Annotated in this window: 17 protein-coding genes; 16 read left to right on the forward strand and 1 reads right to left on the reverse strand. The window is 71.2% G+C overall.

All coding sequences use genetic code 11. The features are described 5' to 3' along the window. The first annotated feature begins 406 nt into the window (after positions 1–406). From ACIRRY_RS14430 to ACIRRY_RS14450, 5 genes are all read left to right on the forward strand, one after another. The gene (locus tag ACIRRY_RS14430; RefSeq protein ID WP_403971970.1) at positions 407–1,609 is read left to right on the forward strand and encodes a family 1 glycosylhydrolase; all 1,203 of its coding nucleotides are present in this window, start codon (positions 407–409) and stop codon (positions 1,607–1,609) included. Positions 1,610–1,634: 25 nt separating this feature from the next. Further along, positions 1,635–2,450, forward strand: coding sequence for an SDR family NAD(P)-dependent oxidoreductase (locus ACIRRY_RS14435; RefSeq protein ID WP_403971972.1), 816 nt, complete (start codon positions 1,635–1,637; stop codon positions 2,448–2,450). Between the two features lie 51 nt (positions 2,451–2,501). After that, positions 2,502–4,313 carry a beta-glucuronidase gene (gene uidA, locus ACIRRY_RS14440; RefSeq protein WP_403971974.1) on the forward strand — a complete coding sequence of 604 codons (1,812 nt, stop codon included), beginning with the start codon at positions 2,502–2,504 and terminating at the stop codon, positions 4,311–4,313. 515 nt (positions 4,314–4,828) lie between these two features. Continuing rightward, entirely contained in the window at positions 4,829–6,169 is a 1,341-nt protein-coding gene (locus ACIRRY_RS14445; protein WP_403971976.1) for an MFS transporter, read from the forward strand. 56 nt (positions 6,170–6,225) lie between these two features. Beyond that, positions 6,226–8,889: a family 78 glycoside hydrolase catalytic domain gene (locus ACIRRY_RS14450; RefSeq protein ID WP_403971978.1), complete on the forward strand. Its 2,664-nt coding sequence runs from the start codon at positions 6,226–6,228 to the stop codon at positions 8,887–8,889. 842 nt (positions 8,890–9,731) lie between these two features. On the opposite strand, the gene ACIRRY_RS14455 is transcribed toward ACIRRY_RS14450, so the two are convergent. Further along, positions 9,732–10,448: a helix-turn-helix domain-containing protein gene (locus ACIRRY_RS14455; protein ID WP_403971980.1), complete on the reverse strand. Its 717-nt coding sequence runs from the start codon at positions 10,446–10,448 to the stop codon at positions 9,732–9,734. Between the two features lie 187 nt (positions 10,449–10,635). Here ACIRRY_RS14455 and ACIRRY_RS14460 point away from each other — a divergent pair, with 187 nt between their 5' ends. The 11 genes from ACIRRY_RS14460 (at position 10,636) to ACIRRY_RS14510 (ending at position 21,195) form a co-directional block, all read left to right on the forward strand. After that, positions 10,636–11,175: a flavin reductase family protein gene (locus ACIRRY_RS14460; RefSeq protein ID WP_403971982.1), complete on the forward strand. Its 540-nt coding sequence runs from the start codon at positions 10,636–10,638 to the stop codon at positions 11,173–11,175. Further along, positions 11,172–12,065: an MBL fold metallo-hydrolase gene (locus tag ACIRRY_RS14465; RefSeq protein WP_403971984.1), complete on the forward strand. Its 894-nt coding sequence runs from the start codon at positions 11,172–11,174 to the stop codon at positions 12,063–12,065. Before ACIRRY_RS14460 ends, ACIRRY_RS14465 begins: the two co-directional genes overlap by 4 nt. Beyond that, a complete protein-coding gene (locus ACIRRY_RS14470) occupies positions 12,062–13,261 on the forward strand; it encodes an amidohydrolase family protein (protein WP_403971986.1) in 1,200 nt (399 codons plus the stop codon). The genes ACIRRY_RS14465 and ACIRRY_RS14470 overlap by 4 nt, the downstream gene beginning before the upstream one ends. Before the next feature lie 93 nt (positions 13,262–13,354). Further along, positions 13,355–14,101: an ABC transporter ATP-binding protein gene (locus tag ACIRRY_RS14475; protein ID WP_403971988.1), complete on the forward strand. Its 747-nt coding sequence runs from the start codon at positions 13,355–13,357 to the stop codon at positions 14,099–14,101. Next, entirely contained in the window at positions 14,098–14,967 is an 870-nt protein-coding gene (locus ACIRRY_RS14480) for an ABC transporter permease (protein ID WP_403971990.1), read from the forward strand. The genes ACIRRY_RS14475 and ACIRRY_RS14480 overlap by 4 nt, the downstream gene beginning before the upstream one ends. Before the next feature lie 70 nt (positions 14,968–15,037). Next, positions 15,038–16,219 (forward strand): hypothetical protein, encoded by a 1,182-nt coding sequence (locus ACIRRY_RS14485; protein ID WP_403971992.1) that lies wholly within the window; start codon positions 15,038–15,040, stop codon positions 16,217–16,219. After that, on the forward strand, positions 16,216–17,610 hold the full coding sequence (locus tag ACIRRY_RS14490) for an FAD-binding oxidoreductase (protein WP_403971994.1): 1,395 nt from the start codon (positions 16,216–16,218) through the stop codon (positions 17,608–17,610). The genes ACIRRY_RS14485 and ACIRRY_RS14490 overlap by 4 nt, the downstream gene beginning before the upstream one ends. Before the next feature lie 10 nt (positions 17,611–17,620). Continuing rightward, entirely contained in the window at positions 17,621–18,394 is a 774-nt protein-coding gene (locus ACIRRY_RS14495; RefSeq protein WP_403971996.1) for a creatininase family protein, read from the forward strand. A 23-nt stretch (positions 18,395–18,417) separates the two neighbouring features. Beyond that, positions 18,418–18,846 (forward strand): cupin domain-containing protein, encoded by a 429-nt coding sequence (locus ACIRRY_RS14500; protein WP_403971998.1) that lies wholly within the window; start codon positions 18,418–18,420, stop codon positions 18,844–18,846. After that, entirely contained in the window at positions 18,846–20,375 is a 1,530-nt protein-coding gene (locus ACIRRY_RS14505) for an amidase (protein ID WP_403972000.1), read from the forward strand. The genes ACIRRY_RS14500 and ACIRRY_RS14505 overlap by 1 nt, the downstream gene beginning before the upstream one ends. A gap of 28 nt (positions 20,376–20,403) precedes the next feature. Next, positions 20,404–21,195, forward strand: coding sequence for a cysteine hydrolase family protein (locus ACIRRY_RS14510; protein WP_403972002.1), 792 nt, complete (start codon positions 20,404–20,406; stop codon positions 21,193–21,195).

Raw genomic sequence — 21,195 nt, forward strand, 5'->3', positions numbered from 1 at the left:
CCGCAGACACTCATACAGTCGGTGTCACCCAGCACCGCAGCCCGCCGAAGGGATGCTCCCGCGCCCCTGAACCACCCTGGGTCCTTGTGCGCAGTTCGAACGCAGGCACGGTGAGCATCTCCCGTGCGGGGCACCCGCGTCGTCGGCGCGGCACGGGCGCGGCGGCGCTCGGCGACGGCCATCGGCCGCCCAGCGGGACACAAACCCGCCCACAAATGTAACGCTCGGGTTACGAAACCGCCCCACACTCTTCCTTCCCCTGTGATCCCGGTTTACGTTCCAGCAAAAACCAACCACTTGGTAAGTGTTGACGCTGGGGCACAGGCCCGCCCGAGCACGCATCGACGCCCCGGCTGCCCGAGCGCCGCTGGACCGTCACTTTCGTCAGTCAGGAAGGCAGTCGACGATGACCGAACTCGCTCCCGGATTTCTCTGGGGCGCATCCACAGCACCGCACCAGATCGAGGGCAACAACCTCAACAGCGACTTCTGGGCGAACGAGGGACGCATCCCTGGCATGGAGCGCAGCGGCGACGCCTGCGACAGCTACCACCGTTACCGCGAGGACATGCGGCTGCTCGCGGACGCCGGCCTGAACGCCTACCGCTTCGGCATCGAATGGGCTCGCATCGAGCCCATCCCCGGCCTGGTCTCGCGCGCCGAACTCGCCCACTACCGGCGCATGATCGAGACGGCCTTCGAACTCGGCCTGACCCCGGTCGTGACCCTGCACCACTTCACCAGCCCTCTCTGGTTCTCCCAGGAGGGCGGCTGGCTCGGCGACCGGGCCATCGACAGGTTCCGGACCTACGTCGAGACGGTCACACCGATCCTCGACGGCGTCGAGTGGGTCGTGACCATGAACGAGCCGAACATGCTGGCCATCATGGTCGGCATGGCGCGGGCCTTCCAGAACCCGCAGGCCGACGGGGCGTGGCAGAGCCCCACCCTCGACAACGAGGGCCCGCGCCCGCAACTGCCCGCCCCCGACGTGGTGATCGGCGCACGGCTCGTCGAGGCACACCAGGCCGCGCGAAAGGTGCTGCACGAGCGGACCGACGCCAAAGTCGGCTGGACGGTCGCCAACCGCGCCTTCGTGGCCCGTCCCGGAGCGGAGAACAACAAGCGGGATCTGGAATACGTCTGGGAGGACCTCTACCTGGCCGGGTCGCGCGGCGACGATTTCGTGGGCGTGCAGTCGTACTCCAGCCAGTGGGTCGATCTGGACGGCATCGAGCCCCACCCGCCGCACCCGGACAACACGCTCGTGGGCACCGCCTACCGGCCCGACGCGCTGAGCATCGCGGTACGTCACACCGCCAAGGCCACCGACGGGCTGCCGATCCTGGTCACCGAGAACGGCATCGCCACCGGCGACGACACCCGCCGTATCGCCTACACGGGCGAAGCCCTGGAACATCTCGGCAAGACGATCGCCGACGGCGTGGACGTACGCGGCTATCTGCACTGGAGCCTGCTCGACAACTACGAGTGGGGCCACTGGGAGCCGACGTTCGGCTTGGTCGAGGTCGACCGCGAGACGTTCGAGCGCCGCCCCAAGCCCTCTCTGGCCTGGCTGGGCGAGACCGCCCGCCGCGGCCGGATCTGACCACACCGTCACAGGAGGACACACCGTGCAGGTTTCCGTACCCGACGTCTCGTCGAAATCCCTGGCCGAACTCGTCTCACTGACAGGGCGGCGCGCCGTCGTGACCGGCGCGAGCCAAGGGCTGGGCCGAGCCGTCGCCGAGCGGCTGGCCGAAGCGGGAGCTCACGTGCTCGTCGCGGACATCCGCGACGAACTCGCCACCGCCGTCGCCGAAGACCTCAACACCCGGGGGCAGGGCCGTGCCCTGGCCGCCCACCTGGACGTCACCGACTCCGACAGCGTCGTGGCCGCCGCCGACCTCGCGGTCCGGGAGCTCGGCGGGATCGACATCTGGGTGAACAACGCCGGGATCTTCCCCAGCGTCCCCGCCTTGGAGATGTCCGACAAGGCCTTCGACGAGGTGTTCGCCGTCAACACCCGCGGGGTCTTCCTCGGCTCCCGGGAAGCGGCTCGCCGGATGAGCGAGGCCGGACACGGGGGCGTCATCGTCAACGTCGTCTCCACGGCCGGGTTCCGTGGCACGGCCCCCGGGCTCGCCGCGTACGTCGGCTCCAAGCATGCGGCGCGCGGCCTGACCAGCCAACTCGCCCTGGAGTTCGCCCCGTTCGGCATCCGGGTGCTGGGCGTCGCACCGACGTTCGTACCGACCGAGGGAAACCTGGCGGCAGCCGCCGCGGCAGGGGTGGACTCCGAAACGATCATGTCCGTGATGCAGCCGGGCCCCCTCGGCCGGCTCGGCGTGCCCGACGACGTCGCCCGGGTGGTGCTGTTCTGCGCCAGCGACCTCTCGGCCTTCATGACGGGCAGCACGCTCCTCGCGGACGCCGGCGAAACGGCTTGAGGCGCGCCGCCCCGACCACCACGACCGCTCCGATCACCCGGTAGGAACTCCATGCTCTCGCCCCGCACCACGCCCACCCGCGATGTCGTCGGCCTGGACGGCCTGTGGCGGTTCGCTCTCGGTACCCGGGCCGGCGCCGCCCCCTGGGCCTCGCGCCTCGCCCCGCCGCTCGAAGTCCCGGTGCCCGCCAGCTACAACGACCTCTTCGTGGACCCGGAGATCCGTGACCACGTCGGGGTCGTCTGGTACCAGCGCGACGTGCGCGTGCCGCGCGGCTGGAGGGGTGAGCGTGTGATCCTGCGCTTCGGGTCCGTCACTCATGCCGCGCAGGTCTATGTGGACGAACGGCTCGTGGCCGAACACACCGGCGGCTACACACCGTTCGAGGCGGACCTGACCGGCGTCGTCGAGCCGGGCGCCGAGTTCCGGCTGACGGTTGGCGTCGACAACCGGCTGACGAACCTGACCATCCCGCCCGGCACCGTCACGACCGGCCCCGACGGCCGCGAACGGCAGTCGTATCTGCACGACTTCTACAACTACGCCGGCATCGCCCGGCCGGTCCGCCTCTACAGCATGCCGACGACGTTCGTCGGGGATGTCACCGTCGTCACCGGGCGGGACGGTTCGGCCGGCACCCTCGGCTACAGCGTGGAGACCGCCGGTGTGCACGCCGAGACGGCCGCCGTGCGGGTGCGCGCGGTGGACGAGGCCGGCCGGACCGTCGCGGAGGGGACGGGCCACGAGGGTGTCCTGCGTATCGAGGACGTCACCCTCTGGCAGCCGGGCGCGGCCTACCTCTACGACCTCGTCGTGGAACTGGCCGTGAACGGCGATCCGGTGGACAGCTACAGCCAGCCCTTCGGTGTCCGGACCGTCGAGGTGCGCGGCACCGACTTCCTCATCAACGGGGAGCCGTTCTACTTCACCGGATTCGGCAAGCACGAGGACACCCCGGTCCGCGGCAAGGGCCATGACGACGCCTATCTCGTCCACGACTTCCAGCTCATGCAGTGGACGGGCGCCAACTCCTTCCGCACCTCCCACTACCCCTATGCCGAGGAAGTGCTGGACTTCGCCGACCGGCAGGGCATCGTCGTCATCGACGAGACCGCCGCCGTCGGCCTCAACCTGGGTGTCCAGGGCGGACTGACCGGCGTTCCCCCGACCCCGACCTTCGCGCCGGAGAACTTCGGCGGGACCACGCGGGACGTCCACGCCCAGCACCTGCGGGAGCTGATCGAACGGGACAAGAACCACCCGAGCGTGGTGATGTGGTCGCTCGCCAACGAACCCGCCTCCAACGAGGACGGCGCCCGCGAGTACTTCGAGCCGCTGGTCGAACTGGCCCGCAAACTCGACCCGACCCGGCCCCTCACCTACTCCGCCGTCATGTTCGCGACACCGCAGAACGACCAGATCGGCGACCTGTTCGACGTCCTGAGCATCAACCGCTACTACGGCTGGTACCTGTTCACCGGCGACCTCGCGACCTCCGAGGGATACCTGGAGCAGGACCTGCGCGGGTGGGTCCAGCGCTTCGGCAAGCCCGTCATGATGTCCGAGTACGGCGCCGACACCCAGCCCGGCCTGCACTCCGTCTGGGACGCCCCGTGGAGCGAGGAGTACCAGAGCGACTTCCTCGCCATGTACCACCGCGTCTTCGACCGCATCCCCGAGTTCGTCGGCGAACACGTGTGGAACTTCGCCGACTTCCAGACCTCGCCCGGCATCCACCGTGTCGACGGCAACAAGAAGGGTGTGTTCACCCGTGACCGGAAGCCGAAGTCGGCCGCGTTCGCGCTGCGCCAACGCTGGCAGGGCCTGGAAGGCGGCAAGCCCGGCCAGACCGCGGCCGACTGACACCTCGCGCGCTGGAGGGATGCGGCCCCGTCCTCGGCGCGACGACCGGGAAGCCGCCGGGCCGGCCGACCCGCGCCGGCACACTGCACCGAACCGGTCACTGACGGCACGGACCCGGCGACGCAGGGCGTGCGTTCTGCCGTCCTGCCGACCCTGTCCGTACCTTCCATCACACCGGTGCGGACACGCGGCCCGACGACCGTAGGGGCGGGCACCATCTCCGCCCATCGTGAGCGGCAGGACCCAGCGCCACCCCGTGACGGGACCCGTCGGCGGTACGGCGTCGACCGTACCGCCGGCGTCCCGGCAGCCAGGACCGCTTCGTTCCACCGCTCCCATCGCTCCTCGGCGGAGCTGATGGAGTTACCGCTCCACCAGGGCAGTTGCCATGCGACCGGGGGTCCGGCTCGCGCACCCAGCCCGGGCGAGCTCCGTTCCGCGCGCCCGCCCACCCTGTCCGTACTCCCCCGGCAGCCGCCGCCGCGCCCTGCGACCATGTTGACGAAGGAGTCTCCATGCCTCACGACGACCGGGACGTCAGGGTGGTGCTGCCCCCGTCCACAGCCTCACCGCAGGACGCCGACCAGGCTCCCGCCCCACCCGAGATCGAGGCGCCGCCGCTGCAGCGGGTCACCAGGGGCTACCTCGTCTGGCTGATGATCGCCAGCTTCGGTGGCTCCCTGGCCCTGATGGTCCCCCTCGCCTACTCCCTCGCTGTGCGCATCGACGACCTCGCACCCGGGCACGAGGAGCGGCTCGGCTACGTCACCGGGTCCGCGCAGTTCGTCTACCTGGCCCTCAGCCCCCTGATCGGCCTGTGGAGCGATCGCACACGCTCCCGGCTCGGCCGTCGTACCCCCTTCATGATCGGCGGCGCCCTGCTCGGCACCACCGCGCTCGTCGGGGTCGCCCTCGCGCCGTCGGTCCTGCTGCTGGGCCTGGCCTGGGTGGTCGGCATGATCGGCTGGGCGACCGCCGGGCAGGCGATCCAGAACGTCCAGGCGGACCGGGTGCCCGAGGAGCAGCGGGGCCGGATCTCCGCCCTGACCAGCGTCATGACCCAGATCGCCCCGGTGCTCGGCATCGGCCTCGCCTACGCGGTGGCCTCCAGCACGTTCCTGGTGTTCCTGGTCCCGGGCGTCCTGGGTGCCGCCATGGTGGTGCTCTTCCCCGTGCTCAAGCCCGAGGGCGACTCCCGCGCGCTGGTACACAGCGGCGGTGTGACGTTGAAGGGCATGGTCGCCAGCTACGGCTTCAACCCACGCAAGTGCCCGGACTTCGGCTGGAACTGGCTCGGCCGCTTCGTCTTCTTCATGGGCCTGTACTTCAACACCACCTTCGGCACCTTCTTCTATGCGCAACGGCTCGACCTGCCGGTCAAGGAAGTCGCCGGGATCGTGGCGGTCATCGGGACCATCGGCGTGGTGGCCGCGGCGGGCGGCGCCATCGGGGGCGGCTTCCTCTCCGACAAGCTCGGCCGGCGCAAGCTGTTCACGCTGATCGGCTCCACGGTGTTCGTCGCCGGGGCCGTCACCGAGGCGTTCGCCCACTCACTGCCCCAACTGGTCGTCGGCGCGGTGCTGATGCAGTTCGCCATCGCCCTGTTCAGCGCCGTCGACCAGGCGATCGTGTTCGCGGTCCTGCCGGACCGGGCCCAGGCGGGCCGATACCTCGCCGTCGTCGGCTTCGCGCAGAAGATTCCCAGCGCCGTCGCCCCACTGATCGCCCCGCTCGTCATCACCCTGGGTGTCACCTCGGGCGGTGAGAAGAACTACACCCAGCTCTACCTGCTCGGCGCGGTCCTGGCCCTGGTCGGTGGCCTCATCGTCAAGTTCAAGATCAGGTCGGTCCGATAGGCCCCCTCCCGGCCGTCGCCCCGAGTAGCGTCCTCCGAATTCCGAGAAGGCACATCATGCGCAACGCTCCGTTCGACCTGACCATCGACAGCGGTGGAGACGACTTCCCCGTGTCAGGGCCCGCGCCCCGGTTGTCGTGGAGGCCACCGTCCGACACAGCGCACCCGGTGGCGTACGAGGTCCAGTGCACCGTCGACGGCGAAGCACGGGCCACCGTTACCACCGCCGTGGGCGAGCACCGTTTCCTCCCCTGGCCCTGGGCGCCGCTGGACAGCGGTCGCCGGGTCGCCTGGCGGATCCGGGCGCCCGCCACCGACGGCGACTCGCCCTGGTCGCAGTGGCACGCGTTCGAGAGCGGTCTTCTGGACACCGACTGGCAGGCACACTGGATCAGTCCCGCCGGGGCCTCGGATCGCGGATACGGCAGACGGCCCGCGTACATGCTGTCGGCCCGGTTCCACGTGCCGACCGGGGTACGCTCGGCACGGCTCTACGCGACGGCACTCGGCGTGTACGAGGCGTACGTCAACGGCGAGCGGTCCGGCACCGCTGAACTCTCGCCCGGGTCCACCTCCTACGACCGTACGCTCCACGCCCAGGCCTACGACGTCACCGCCGCCGTCGTCACGGGCGACAATCGGATCGAGATCCTGCTGTCCGACGGCTGGTACCGGGGCCAGGTGGGCGCCTTCCGCCAACCGGCAGGCTGGGGCACGATGCCCGGCGCGCGGGCCGAACTACACCTCGTGCACGAGGACGGCACACGACGGGTCGTCCGCACCGACGGAACGTGGACGAGCACGGAGTCGGCCATCACCCGGGCCGACCTCATGGACGGACAGACCACCGACTTCCGGGTCGGACCAGGCGTCGAACACCCCGTTCTCGTGGACCAGGTCGAGGCACCCCCGATCACCTGGTCGGAGGGACCGCCGGTTCGGATCGTGGAGTCGCGCCCCGCCCGGTCGGTCCGGCAGCTGGAGGACGAGCTGTGGATCGCGGACTTCGGCCAGAACGCCTCCGGCTGGATCAGCCTCAGCGATCTCGGCCCGGTCGGCACCCGTACCGTCATCGACTACGGCGAACACGTGGGCGCCGACGGCGACCTGACAACCACTCACCTGGACGCGAGCCGGCCGGGACAGGCGCCGATCCCGTTCGTGCAGCGCGACGAGGCCGTGTCCTCGGGCGGCGGCGAGACGTTCGAGCCGCGCCACACCGTGCACGGTTTCCGCTACGCCCGCCTCCGCCGCGACGGTGCCCCACTCGACCAGGCGAGCCTCGTCATGCGGGTCGTCCACTCCGACCTGCGCCGTACCGGCACCTTCGCCTGCGGCCACGAAGACCTCGGCCGCCTCCACGACATCGCCGACTGGAGCTTCCGCGGCAACGCCGTCGACGTGCCGACCGACTGCCCCACCCGCGAACGGCTCGCCTGGACCGGCGACTACCAGCTCTTCGCCCCCACCGCGACGCGCCTGTACGACGTCCTGGGTTTCAGCCGCAAGTGGCTGCGCTCCGTCCGCGACGACCAGCTGCCCGACGGCCGGATCGCCAACTTCTCGCCCGACGGACGCCGTATCAAACACCACCTCGACGACCAGTTCGCCATGATGACCGGCTCGGCGGGCTGGGGGGATGCCGTCGTCGCCGTCCCGTGGGAGCTCTACGAGTCGTACGGCGACCAGGAGGTGCTCGCCGAGAACTGGGGGGCGATGGTCCGCTGGGTGGATTGGGCCCTCGACACCGCCCGCACCGCCCGCCACCACACCCGCGTCGAACGCTCGCCCGAGCCGCTGCCGCACGAACAGTACCTCTGGGACGGCTCCTTCCACTGGGGCGAGTGGACCGAGCCGAAGAAGAAGGCGGCCGACGGCACGCGCATCGACCCCGTCCAGAACGACCCCGTCGCCTGGTTCATGGCGGACAAGGGTGAGATCGGCACGGCGTTCCTGTACCGCTCGACGGCGACCCTCGCCCGCATCGCGCGCGTTCTGGACCGCACCGAGGACGCGGACCGCTACGCCGCGACCGCCGAGCGGATCCGCGACGCCTGGCGCACCGAGTTCCTCTCCCCCGACGGACGTACCACCGGCGACACCCAGGCCGGCTATGTGCGCGCGCTGGACCTCCGACTGGTGCCCGACGCGCTGCGCGAAGCCGCCGCCGCGCGGCTGGTCGAGCTGATCCGCGCGGCCGGCACCCACCTCACCACCGGGTTCCTCGCGACCGGCGATCTGCTGCCGGTCCTCGCCGACACCGGACACCCCGACATCGCCTACGAGTTGCTCCTCCAGCGCACCGCGCCCTCCTGGCTGTACATGCTCGACCGGGGCGCGACCACCGTCTGGGAGGACTGGGAGGGCGTCGACGAGACCGGCACCGCCCACGAATCCCTGAACCACTACAGCAAGGGCGCGGTGATCCGCTTCCTGCACACCCACGTGCTGGGACTACGGCAGACGCCGGGATCGATCGCCTGGGAGTCCTTCGAGGCCGCGCCCGTCCCGCACCCGTCCGTTCCCTGGGCCCGGGGCACCCACGAGTCCCCGCAGGGCACGATCGCCGTCGAGTGGCGGACGGACGGAGACCTGCTGACCATCACGGTCGACGTCCCGCCGGCCACCACCGCACGCATCGTCTTCCCCGACGGCACCGCCGTAGAGCCCCTCGGCTGCGGCAGTTTCAGTGCCACCCGTCGCATACGGGAGGCGGATTGAAGATCCACCGATCTGAAGTGTCTGGTCACGGGGCCGGTATGAGTCGTTGATCATGTACTCGTGTCGGCCGTGGGCAGTTGTCAGACCTCAAGATCGTCTGCCTCGGCGGTGATCACGGATCCGTGGATGCTTGCACGCGGATATGGCAGCTCCCCACGATCCGGACGGGAGGTACGCCAGGTGACCCACGACACCGCACCGGAATTTCGCGCCCTGATCATGGCCCGCAGAGCCGAACTCGATCTGCCGGCAGAGAAGTTGGGCGGGCAGCTTCAGGAGGTGCGCGACGAGCTGGAGGAACTCGCGGCCGCCGAGCGGGTCGCGCGTCAGCCGGCCGAGCAGCTGCACGCCGAGGCGGAAGAGAGGGCGCCCGCGCCGGCCCCGGGCAGGGCGCGGGCTGTGTCGTGCCGCTGGTGCCGCCGCGCGAAGGCGCCGCCGATGAGACGGTCCTGCCCGAGGACTGCCAGCGGATCATGGACGTGGTACGGCGGGGGGCCAGGCCGGTCATGGTCAAGCAGGTCTGCCCCGAGCCGGGGATCTCCACCGAACCGGCGCGCTCGGAGGCGATGCGCGCGAAGGGGAGCAGCCCTCACCCTCCGGCCGGCCGTCGGCGGCTTCCTGAGCGGACGGCTGGATCGGCAGGGGGGCCGGCACCCGCGTGCGGCGGATCTCTCCCCCTGCGAAACTGCTCATCCGTGCAGGTCGGATTCGTTCGAACTGCCACCGACGCCAAGTCCGTCGAACTGGTGCGCAGCGACCTCGGCCGCCCCTCCGCGCCACGGACTCCACGCCTGCCGCGAGATCGCCCGAGGACGGCTCGGCCTGAACAGCAGTACGGCTGGTCACTCGCCGTGCGGGAGTGTTTCCGCGTCCTGGCAGGTGGGCTGGCCGCCTTCAGCACCTGGTGCGTTCTGGACCGCGAGAATACGGACGCGGTCACGGTCACCGAGGGCACGCCAACGGTGTGGTGTGCCGCCGGGGTAGGTGAGACTGTCGCCGGGGCCCAGGCGCTCGACCCGGCGACCGTCCGGGGCCTGGATGTCGATCTCTATCTCGCCGTCCACGACGTAGAGAAACTCGTCGCCGGGGTGCTCGTAGTAGTCCTGGAAGTCCGGGTGCATTCCGCGGTATTCGACCGGGTGGAGGCGCAGCGGAGCGGTGCCGAGCATGCGGGCGACGCCACCGTCCTTCGACACCGCCACCCCGTCCTCGTCCCCGGCGCGCGTCACTCGGATCGCGGTGCCGGGGGCGGCCGGTGCCACTGCCTGGACGAACAGTGCCTGCTGGGTGGTACCGAGGGCGCGGGCGATGCGGTGCAGCGAGGACATGCTGGGCCGGGTCAGGCCCCGTTCGAGCTGGCTCAGGAAGGGGTGTGAGAGTTCCGCGAGCCTGGCGAGCTGGACCAGGGTCAGTCCGCGCTCCTTGCGCACGCGCCGGATGACGGCGCCGAGTTCGGTCTGCAGGGCGGCGTCGCTCGGGCCGCCTTCCGGAGCCGTGTCGCCCGACGCGTCCGCGCCGGTGCGTGGGGAGGAGGAGTCCGAGGTGGTCAGCTCTGGCATGGGTGGATCCTAAAGGGCTCGGCCGGCTCGATGGACTCGGCCGGCTCGGTCGGCGGGCGGTCGAGGTGGGGAGCGGGGAGGTTTTACCCCTGTGAAACAAGCACCTCCCTATGCTGAATGTTGATGGCACGAACATTACCTTCGTTCGTGGCCATCCCTCTCCTCACCCGACGCCCCCGGAGCCCGTATGCCTGCGGCCAGCCCAGACCAAACCCTCGCCCCTCATTCCGACGCGGCCTTCCTCGACGCCATGTCGGCCTTGGCCGGCGGCGTGTGCGTCGTCACCACGACAACTCCCGACGGCCGTCCGGCCGGATTCACCAGTACCGCCGTGATGAGCCTGAGCAGGGACCCGCGGTTGCTGGCGATCGGAGTGGGCCGGCACAGTCGTACGCTGCCGTTCCTGCTGGAGTCGGGGAGGTTCGCCCTGAACGTCCTGCATGCGGGCGGCGAAGACGTCTCGCGCCGGTTCGCCGACTCCGGGGCCGACCGGTTCGGGGATCTCGACTGGGAGCAGGCCGACGACCTGCCGCTGCTCGGCGGACACAGTTCCCACATGATGGTCTGCCGGGTGGAGCAGGACGTCCCGGCGGGCGACCACCGGCTGATCATCGGCCTGGTCGAGAAGGTGCTCCCGGGCCTGGGCCATGGCGCCGGTTCGCTGGTCTACCTGGGGCGCGACTACCACCCTCTCCGCCACCCGGCTGAGTTCGGCGCGGGCTCGTGATCCGCCCCGGCTGGTTCTCGGTACGGGAGACCGGACCGGGCGTGCACCTCCTCGCCGAACCCGGGCACGTCAACAGCTACCTGGTCCTGGGTGACTCGTTCGCCCTGCTCTACGACACCGGCATGGGCATCGCCGACATCGGCCGCGAGGTCCGCGCACTGACGGGACTGCCCCTGCTGGTGGTCAACTCGCACCACCACTACGACCACCGGGGCGGCAACGCCTCCCTGTCCGGCGAGGCCGAGGAGTTCGCGGTCCACGCCGCCGGCGCCGAACTGCACGGCTCACCGGCCCCGCGCGAGTGGCTGGAGTCGTACGCACACATCGCACGCGGCCTGCGCGAGCGGTACGAGGTCTTCCACGCTGCGGACTCGGACGCCTTCTTCCTCACCGACTCCCGCATCGAGGTCCGCCCGGTTCCCGAGCTGGAACACTGGAGGATCGAGGCCGTTCGCCCCACCCGCCTGCTGCACGAGGGCGACGTGATCGACCTCGGCGGGCGCCGGCTGCACGTCCTGCACACCCCCGGACACTCACCGGACGGCATCTGCCTGTGGGAAGCGGAGACCGGACTGCTGCTCGCCGGGGACACCCTGATCAGCGGCACCTTCTTCGCCCATGTCCCGGGCGCCGACCTGCCCGCGTTCGCCGGCTCCACCCGGCGACTGGCCGGACTGCCTGTCACCACCGCGCTGCTCGGGCACAACCTGCGCCACCGGGAGACCGCGGACTTCGTCTCCCGGGTCGCGGACGCCTTCGAGCGGGTGCGCGACAACGACACCCGCCCTTCGCGGTCGGCCGACATGTTCGGCACCGCCGTATGGCGCCACGACTTCGACGGCTTCGCGGTCCTCACCGCCTTCGACGAACCGCCCGCGGTGCGCCCATGATCTCGCCCCTGCTGCTGCGCGGCGCGCGGGTCCCCGGCGGTCCCGTCCGCGACCTGCTGCTGGAAGGCGGCCTGGTACGCCGCGTCGCCCCGGCCGGCACAATCCCCGCCGGGCCGGCCGAACTCGACCTGTCCGGACACCTTCTGCTGCCCGCCCTTACCGAACCCCACGCCCACCTCGACAAGGCTCTGACCTGGGACCTCGTCGGAGCCCCGCCCTGCGACCTGCCGTCGGCCGTGGCCGCCTGGCGGGCGTACGCCGAGAAGGTCGACGAACGCGACGTCGGCTCCCGCGCCCGGCGGGCGCTGGAGCAGTTGGTGGCGAACGGCGCCACCGCCGTCCGCACCCACGCCGACATCCTGCCCGGCGACGACCCGCTGCGCGGACTGCGCGCCCTGCTGCGGCTGCGCGAGGAAGTGCGCGGTCGGGTGACGCTGCAGGTCTCCGTCCTGCACGTCGACGCGCCCGAGCCGCTGCTGCGCGAGGCCCTCGCCATGGGAGCCGACCTGCTGGGCGGCTGCCCCCATCTGTCCCCCGACCCAGCTGCCGCCGTCGAGCGTGCGGTGGCGCTGGCCGCCGAGTGCGGCGTCGGGCTCGACCTGCACGCCGACGAGAACCTTGACCCGGCCTCCCAGGATCTGCGGCTGCTCGCGGCCGCGGTCCGCCGCCACGGCTTCACCGGGCCGGTGACCGCCGGGCACTGCGTGAGCCTGGGCGCCATGGAGCCGGAGGAGGCCGCCCGGGTGGCCGAGGAGACCGCCGAGGCGGGCATCGGAGTGGTGACCCTTCCCCTGACCAACCTCTATCTCCAGGGCCGCGGGCATCCGTCGTCGACACCGCGCGGGCTGACGGCAGTGCGCGCCCTGCTCGACGCGGGCGTCCGCTTGGCGGCCGGCGGTGACAACGTCCGCGACCCGTTCAACCCCGTGGGCCGGGGCGATCCGCTCGAAACCGCCGCGCTTCTCGTGGCGTCCGGCCATCTGACCCCGTCCGAGGCCGTGCACGCCGTGACCGCCGGAGCCAGATCGGTGCTCGGACTGCCGGCGGCCGGGCCGTACGAGGGTGCCGTCGCCGATCTGCTCGCCGTGCGCGGCACGTCGCTCTCGGAAGTACTGGGAACGGCGAGCCCCGACCGCCTGGTCATCAGAGCCGGGCGTGTGGTCAGCCGTACCACCGTCCTTCGCGAACTGTTCTGACCCACCGAGACGTACACCGCGCCGATATGGGGCGGAAACAATCAATGTTCATGCTATCAACATTCACTGCCGCCACCTGGTGAGGAGCAACGCGTGCCGGTCGCACAGAATACGGCGCTGACCTTCGACGGCGTCCACAAGCACTTTCCCAGCGGAACGACAGCCCTGGCGGACGTGACACTGTCCGTGGCACCGGGCGAGTTGGTCGCGGTGGTCGGCCCCTCCGGCTGCGGCAAGTCCACCCTGCTGCGGCTGGCCTCCGGTCTTGACAGCCCGACCGCCGGGACCGTCCGGACGGAAGGGGGTTCCGTCGGTTACGTCTTCCAGGACGCCACCCTGCTGCCCTGGCGCAGTGTCCTGGCCAACGTCGAGCTACCGGCCGAACTCGCCGGGACCGACCGTGCCGAACGGCGCGCGACAGCGCTTCAGGCGCTGCGTCTCGTCGGTCTGGACGGCTTCGAGAAACAGCTGCCGAGCCACCTCTCGGGCGGGATGCGCATGCGCGTCTCGCTGGCCCGCGCCCTGATGATGAGCCCGTCGCTGTTCCTCTTCGACGAGCCGTTCGGCGCCCTGGACGAGATGACCCGGCTGCGGATGCAGGAGGAGCTCCAGCGCCTCTTCGCCGAACAGGGCTTCGCCGGCCTGTTCATCACCCACTCCGTCTCCGAGGCGGTCTTCCTGGCGACCCGGGTGGTCGTGATGTCCCCGCGGCCGGGCCGGATCACCACCGTCTTCGACGTCCCCTTCCCGTACCCCCGCCCGGCCGAGCTGCGCTACTCCCCCGAGTTCGCGCGGACCGTCGGCGAGGTGTCCGCCGCGCTGCGAGGAGATGCCCCGTGACCGTCCCCGCCTCCACCGCCGGCACCGTACCGGCCGCCACCGCCCGCCAGGCGCCTCCCGCCGATCGCGCCCGCCGACGCGGGCGTCGGCTCGCCCGGCTGGTCCCGCTCGCTTCCTTCGCCCTGGCCGTCGGCGTCTGGTACGCCGTCAGCTACCTCGCCCTCTCACCCGACCGACGCTTCCTCGTGCCGCCGCCCCACCAGGTGCTCACCACCTCCTTCCTGGACTGGACGCACCTCCAGCCGATGCTCCAGGCACTGGGACTGACAGCCCAGATCGCCCTGGTCGGTCTGCTCATCGCGACGTTCGCCGGCATCGGCACGGCCGTCCTGATGAGCAGGGGCCGGCTCCTGGAAGGGCTCATCTACCCGTACGCCGTCGTCCTGCAGACCGTGCCGATCCTCGCACTCGTACCGCTGCTCGGTATGTGGTTCGGCTTCGGCTTCACCAGCCGGGTCATCGTGTGCGTGCTGATCGCCCTCTTCCCGATGATCAGCAACACCCTCTTCGGACTCCAGTCCGTGGACCAGGCCCACCACGACCTGTTCACCCTGCAGAAGGCGAGCCGCTGGGCGCGCCTGCGCAAGCTCGAACTGCCCGCCGCCCTCCCGGCGATCTTCACCGGGCTGCGCACTTCCTCGGGCCTGTCCGTGATCGGCGCCATCGTCGGCGACATGTTCTTCAAACAGGGCAGCCCCGGCATCGGCACACTGCTCGACGTCTACCGCGCACGCCTGCAGTCCGAGGACCTCTTCGCGGCGATCCTGCTCGCCTCCCTCTTCGGCGTTACCGTCTTCGCCCTCTTCACCCTCCTCGGCCGGATTTGCGTCGGGTCCTGGCACGCCTCGGCCTCCGACGGCCGCTGACGGCACCGCACCTCCCGCACTGATTTCTCACCCTCCCGTCCTTCTCCGCTCGCCCTCCCTGGAGTCCGCCATGCCCGCATTCAGCAGACGCGCCTGTACCGCGTACGTTTCCTCCCTGTTCGTTCTCGTGTCCCTGAGCGCTTGCGGCGCCGGTTCCGAGACCACCACCGCCGGCTCCGCCGAGAAACTGACGGCCGCACCGAGCGCGGAGCGGCTCTCGGGGGTCTGCCCCAAGACCGTCGTCGTCCAGATCGACTGGGAGCCCGAGGCCGAGCACGGCCCGGTGTACAACCTGGTCGGCCCCGGCTACACCGTGGACACGGACAAGAAGCGGGTCACCGGACCGCTCGTCGTCGACGGCGCCGACACCGGCGTGAAGATCCAGGTCCGGGCAGGGGGCGGGGCGATCGGCTTCCAGAGCGTTCCCTCACAGATGTACGTCGACAAGTCCATCACCCTGGGCACGGTCACCACGGACGACGCCATCGCCGCCGCCGCCAAGCAGCCCGTGACCGCGGTGGCGTCGCTGATGAGGAAGAGCCCGCAGATGCTGATGTGGGATCCGAAGACCCACCCGGACTGGAAGACGATCGCGGACATCGGCAAGAGCGACGCCAAGATCATCACCAGCGAGGGCGCCACGTACGCGGAGCTGCTCGTCGACAAGGGACTCATCAAGAAGAACCAGGTGGACAGCAGTTACGACGGGTCGCCGTCCCGATTCGTCTCCGATCCGAAGATCGCCATGCAGGGGTTCGCCACCGCCGAGCCGTACATCTACCAGCACGAGGTGAAGGCCTGGGGCAAGCCGGTCAGGTACCAGCTGCTGTCGGACGTCGGCTACTCCGTGTACCCGGAGCCGCTGTCCGTCCGCAGCGGTGAGCTGACGAAGCTCACCCCTTGTCTGAAGAAGCTGGTGCCGATCATCCAGAAGTCAACCGCGGGCTTCGCCGCGAAGCCCGACCACGCCCTGGACGTCATCAACGACCTGGTGACGCAGTACAACACCAGCTGGGTCTACTCCAAGGACACCGGAACCTACGCCGCCGGGCAGATGGTGAAGCTCGGTCTCCTCGGCAACGGAGCCGACGGCAGCGTGGGCGGATTCGACATGGCCCGGGTCAAGGACACGCTCACCACCTTCAGGCCGCTGCTCACCGACAGCGGCGCCAAGGTGCCCGCCGACCTCACCGCGGACCGGCTGGCCACCAACGAGTTCATCGACACCTCCATCGGGATGAAGACCTCATGACCAGCGAGCCCACCACTTCCATGCTCCCCGCCGCCGAACTGCGCCGGCTCACCGAGCTCGTCGCCGACGGAACGCGACCCGGGGTGGCCACGGGGAACACCGCCACCCCCGGCCTCGAGGCGTTCTGCGCCGAGGCGTCCGCCCTGCTCGGCGCGGACGCGGTCGTCCGGGACGACGCCACGCTGGACAAGGCCTCGCGTGACTGGGCCCACATGTCCCCGATCCTGACGGCCAAACTGCCCACCGCCGGACGCGCCGAGGCCGTGCTGCGCCCCACCGCCCACGACCAGCTGCCGGCCGTCCTCGCCCTCGCCCACCGCCACCAGGTCCCCGTCACCCCACGGGGCAAGGGCACCGGCAACTACGGCCAGGCGATCCCGCTGCACGGCGGCGCCGTCCTGGACCTCAACGGCTGCGACCGCATCCTCGACGCGGGCGACGGCTGGATCGCCGCCGAGGCCGGGGCGAAGATGTCCGACCTGGAGGCGCACGCCCGTACGCTCGGCCAGGAGCTGTGGATGTTCCCCTCCACCTTCGGCACCACGCTCGGCGGCTTCCTCTCCGGCGGCAGCGGCGGCACCGGCTCCCTGGTGCACGGCACCAACGCCGACGGCTTCGTACGGGAGGTGACCGTCGTCCCGTGCACGGCGGACGCCGCCCCTCTCACCGCCCGGGGCGCCGACTGCCTGCCGTACCTGCACGCCTACGGCACCACCGGCATCATCGCCACCGCCACGGTCGCCCTCCAGCCGGCCCGGGTGTGGACCGGCCTGTTCACCGCCTTCGACACCTGGGCGGCGGCCACCGCGGCGCTCACCGACCTCGTCCGCCTGGAACCCGCCCCGCGTCTGGTGTCGCTCGACGAACCCGGCCTCGTCGAGACGTTCACACCGGACACGGCACTGGACCCGGCCGCGCTGAGCCTGCGCGCCATCGTCGAGGAGGAGGCCGTCGACGACGCCCGCGCCGTCGTCGAGGGCCATGGCGGACGCGTCCTGGAGGTCCGCCCCGCCCCACACGGCCCCGCGCTGGTCAGCTCGCTGTCCTTCAACCACCCCACCTACCACCTGATGAAGGCGAAGGCCGGCTGCTTCCACCTGGAGATCCGCGGTGACGTCCTCCTCGGCGACCCCGCCGCCGTCAAGGCCGTCTTCCCCGGCACCCTGCTCCACCTGGAGGGCATGCGCACCGGCACGGTCGGCATGCTGATGGCCGACTACCAGGACGAGGAGACCGTCTACGCCGGGATCGAGGCACTCCAGGCCCAGGGCGTCGGCGTCCACGACGTGCACAACTGGTACGTCGACCGGCGCCTGGACACCGTCCGCGCCACCGCCCGCGGCATCGACCCGCTCGGCCTGCTCAATCCCGGCCACCTTCCCACGGTCTGAGAGACACGCCATGACCTTCACCCGCTTCACCGACCTCAGCGGACCGGCCGTCACCGGCCTGTCCCCCGACACCGTGGCCGTCCTCCCGGTCGGCGCGATCGAACAGCACGGCCCCCATCTGCCCGTCGCCACCGACTACTTCATGGCCGAAGCGGTCGCCGAAGGGGCGGCGCGGGCGGCGGGCGCGGACCGCGAGATCACACTGCTGCCCGGTCTGGCCTACGCCAAGTCCGACGAACACGCCTGGTCCGCCGGCACGTTGTGGCTCAGCGCGAGCACCCTGTTCGCGGTGCTCGACGACATCGGCCGCTCCCTGGCCGCCGGTCCCGTGCGCCGCCTGGCCTTCCTCAACGCACACGGCGGCAACAGCGCCCTGCTGAGCGTGGCCCTGCGCGAACTGCGGGTCAAGTACGGCCTGTTCACCTTCCTCCTGCACGCCTCCCTCCCCGCCGACCAGGGCGGCACGTCCCCGGCCGGCGAACTCGGACTCGGCGTGCACGGCGGACTCAAGGAAACCTCCGCCATGCTCCATCTCCACCCGGACCTGGTCGACATGAGCCAGGCGCGGCGCAGCGTCCCCGAACACCTCACCGCCTACGAACACATCGGCTTCGGCAAGCGGGTGTCCTTCGGCTGGACCAGCGACGACTTCCGCACCGGCACCGGCGTGATCGGTGACCCGACCGAGGCCACCGCCGAACTCGGCCGCAAGTTCGTCGAGAGCGCCGTGGCGGACGCGGCCGCCGCGTTGCGCGAGTGCGCCCGCTTCAGCCCAGCCCCCTGACCTTCACGAGGAGTTCGTCCACCATGCCCGTCCCGCCGCTGCACAAGCCGCTGCGCGAGATCACCGCGCACCACATCACCGCGGGCGACACCGTCAAACTCGCGGTCCTGACCGGACCCCGCGACGGGTCCCCCACCACCGTCGTCTTCGAGATCTGGGAGCCCGGCGGCGCACAGCCGGTCAACTGGCACCCCGAGTCCGTCGAGACCTTCGTCGTCCTGGCCGGCCGCGGCCGCGCCGTCAGCGACGAGCACGAACGCGACCTCGCGCCGGGAGACATCCTGGTCCTGCCCGTCGGCTCCAAGCACCGCATCACCAACACCTCCGCCACCGAACGCCTCTACACCCTCACCGTCATGGCCCCCGACGAGGGCTTCGCCGACCTGATCGAGCGCGGCCCGGCCGCCGTACTCGACGAGCGGGATCTCGCCGTACTGCGAGCGTCGGCCTGATGGACGACCTGCTGAACGCCTTCTGGTCGTACGAGGCGGCGCTGGCCGCCGACGACCTGACGGCCCTCGACCACTGGTTCGGCGACTCCCCCGACACCCTGCGCGCCGAAGGCGACATCGTGCTGACCGGACCCGCCGCGATCGCCGACTTCCGGCGCACCCGCACCGGCGGCGCCCCACCGCGCACCGTGGAACGGGTCCACGAGGTACGACTCGCCCCGGACCTGGCCGTGCTCACCGCCGAGACCCTGCGCGCCGACGGCTCACGCGGCCTGCAGACCCAGGTCTGGCAGCGCAGCCCGGAGGGCTGGCGGATCCGTGCCGCTCACGTCAGCGCCGTACCGGGGCGGACGGTCCAGGCCCCTGGCTCCGGTGCCGGGGCGGTATGGCGCAGGACCGGCGAACCGCTGGTCGCGGGAGCGCCGGACGGCCCCCTGTCCGGTGTCCGGATCGCGGTCAAGGACCTCTTCGCCGTCGCCCGCCACCGGACCGGGGCGGGCAACCCGGCCTGGCTCGCCGAGGCGGCTGTGGAAGAGACACATGCTCAGGCGGTACGTCTCCTGCTGGACGCCGGAGCCGACATCGCCGGCATCGCCCACACCGACGAGCTCGCCTTCAGCCTCTCCGGCGCCAACGTCCACTACGGCACCGCGCCCAATCCGGCCGCGCCCGGCCGCATCCCCGGTGGATCCAGTGGCGGCCCCGCCTCCGCGGTCGCCCACGGCTGGGCCGACCTGGGCCTGGCCACCGATACCGCGGGCTCCATCCGCGTGCCCGCCTCCTACTGCGGGCTGTACGGCTGGAGACCCACCCACGGGACTGTGCCGACCGGTGGCCTGCTGGCGCTGGCACCCTCGTTCGACACGGCGGGGCTGTTGGCCCGCGACCCCGGCCTGCTGCGTACCGCGGCCGGAGTGCTGCTGAAGCGGACCGACGCGCGACCGGTCCGCCACCTGGTCGTGGACGACCGGCTCACCGCCCTCGCCGAACCCGAGGTCCAGGCCTCCTTCACGGCAGCCTGCCGGGCCCTGGCCCTCCGTGCCGGGCTGCCCGCGGCCGACCGGATCGCCGTGGCCACCGACGACCTGGACGACTGGCTGGACGCCTTCCGTACGGTGCAGGCGGCCCAGGCGTGGCGACAGCACGGCGCCTGGATCGACAAGCATCCCGGCGCCCTCGCCCCGGAGGTCGAGGCCCGGTTCGCCGCCGGGCGGGACGTGCCGGCGGAGGGGCTCGGGGCGGCGGAAAAGACGCTGGCCGAGGCCCGCGCCCACCTCGGCGTCGCCCTGCCGCCGGACACCGCCCTGCTGCTCCCGGCGACCGGCGGCAGCGCCCCGCCGACCGACGCCGGACCGCGGGAGGTGGAGGCCGTACGGGCGGCCACCCTGCGGCTGACGTGCCTGGCCTCGATCGCCGGGTTGCCGTCGGTCGCCCTGCCCCGCCTGCGGGTGCGCGGGCTGCCGGTGGGCCTGTGCCTGGTCGGGGCACGCGACACCGATCTCGCCCTGCTGTCGCTCGCCACGCACTGAACGCCACGAGACGAAGGAGCATGTGACGTTGACCCCGTCCCAGGGCCTGATCGGCCCCAACACCCGCAACGCCTGGCGGGCGGAGCCCGGGAGCGTGCGTCTGGCGCGCACCACGCGGCCGCCCCGCACGGCCACCCTGGAGGCCCTGCCCCGGACGGTGGTCGTCGACCTCGCGGCGACCGCGCTGATCGTCGTCGACATGCAGAACGACTTCTGCCACCCGGACGGCTGGCTTGCCTCCATCGGCGTCGACGTCGGTCCAGCCCGCGCTCCCATCCCCGTCCTCGCCGGTCTGTTGCCCCGCCTGCGGGCCGCCGGCGTCCCCGTCGTCTGGCTCAACTGGGGCAACCGGCCGGACCGGGCCAACCTGCCGCCCGGTGTCCTTCACGTGTACGACCCGGACGGCACCGGCGCGGGCATCGGCGCCCCGCTGGCCTCCGGCCTCGGCCGCGTACTGGAGCGGGGCAGCCCGTCGGCGGCCGTGGTCGCCGGGCTCGAAGCCGCCGAGGAGGACCTGCACGTCGGCAAGTACCGGATGAGCGGCTTCCAGGACACCGAACTCGACAGCGTCCTGCGCAACCTGCGCGTCGACAGCCTGCTGTTCGCCGGGGTCAACGCCGACCAGTGCGTCCTGGCCACCCTCATGGACGCGGCGAACCTCGGCTACGACGTGCTGCTCGTCGAGGGGGCCACCGCGACCACCTCCCCGGCCTTCTGCATGGACGCCACCCTCTACAACGTCCGTCAGTGCTTCGGGTTCACCCTCGCCGCCGACGCCCTGAGCCGGGGTCTGGCGACCGCTGCGAGCGCGCCGTGCTGA

This window comes from Streptomyces sp. NPDC101776 (assembly GCF_044766845.1).
Classification (GTDB): domain Bacteria; phylum Actinomycetota; class Actinomycetes; order Streptomycetales; family Streptomycetaceae; genus Streptomyces.

What these genes read in the sequence shown, in the direction of transcription:
- ACIRRY_RS14470 (WP_403971986.1), top strand. Translation starts at nt 12,062, where the DNA reads ATGATCTCGCCCCTGCTGCTGCGCGGCGCGCGGGTCCCCGGCGGTCCC.
- ACIRRY_RS14445 (WP_403971976.1), top strand. Translation starts at nt 4,829, where the DNA reads ATGCCTCACGACGACCGGGACGTCAGGGTGGTGCTGCCCCCGTCCACA.
- ACIRRY_RS14490 (WP_403971994.1), top strand. Translation starts at nt 16,216, where the DNA reads ATGACCAGCGAGCCCACCACTTCCATGCTCCCCGCCGCCGAACTGCGC.
- ACIRRY_RS14495 (WP_403971996.1), top strand. Translation starts at nt 17,621, where the DNA reads ATGACCTTCACCCGCTTCACCGACCTCAGCGGACCGGCCGTCACCGGC.
- ACIRRY_RS14460 (WP_403971982.1), top strand. Translation starts at nt 10,636, where the DNA reads ATGCCTGCGGCCAGCCCAGACCAAACCCTCGCCCCTCATTCCGACGCG.
- uidA (WP_403971974.1), top strand. Translation starts at nt 2,502, where the DNA reads ATGCTCTCGCCCCGCACCACGCCCACCCGCGATGTCGTCGGCCTGGAC.
- ACIRRY_RS14430 (WP_403971970.1), top strand. Translation starts at nt 407, where the DNA reads ATGACCGAACTCGCTCCCGGATTTCTCTGGGGCGCATCCACAGCACCG.
- ACIRRY_RS14455 (WP_403971980.1), bottom strand. Translation starts at nt 10,448, where the DNA reads ATGCCAGAGCTGACCACCTCGGACTCCTCCTCCCCACGCACCGGCGCG.
- ACIRRY_RS14450 (WP_403971978.1), top strand. Translation starts at nt 6,226, where the DNA reads ATGCGCAACGCTCCGTTCGACCTGACCATCGACAGCGGTGGAGACGAC.
- ACIRRY_RS14505 (WP_403972000.1), top strand. Translation starts at nt 18,846, where the DNA reads ATGGACGACCTGCTGAACGCCTTCTGGTCGTACGAGGCGGCGCTGGCC.
- ACIRRY_RS14485 (WP_403971992.1), top strand. Translation starts at nt 15,038, where the DNA reads ATGCCCGCATTCAGCAGACGCGCCTGTACCGCGTACGTTTCCTCCCTG.
- ACIRRY_RS14500 (WP_403971998.1), top strand. Translation starts at nt 18,418, where the DNA reads ATGCCCGTCCCGCCGCTGCACAAGCCGCTGCGCGAGATCACCGCGCAC.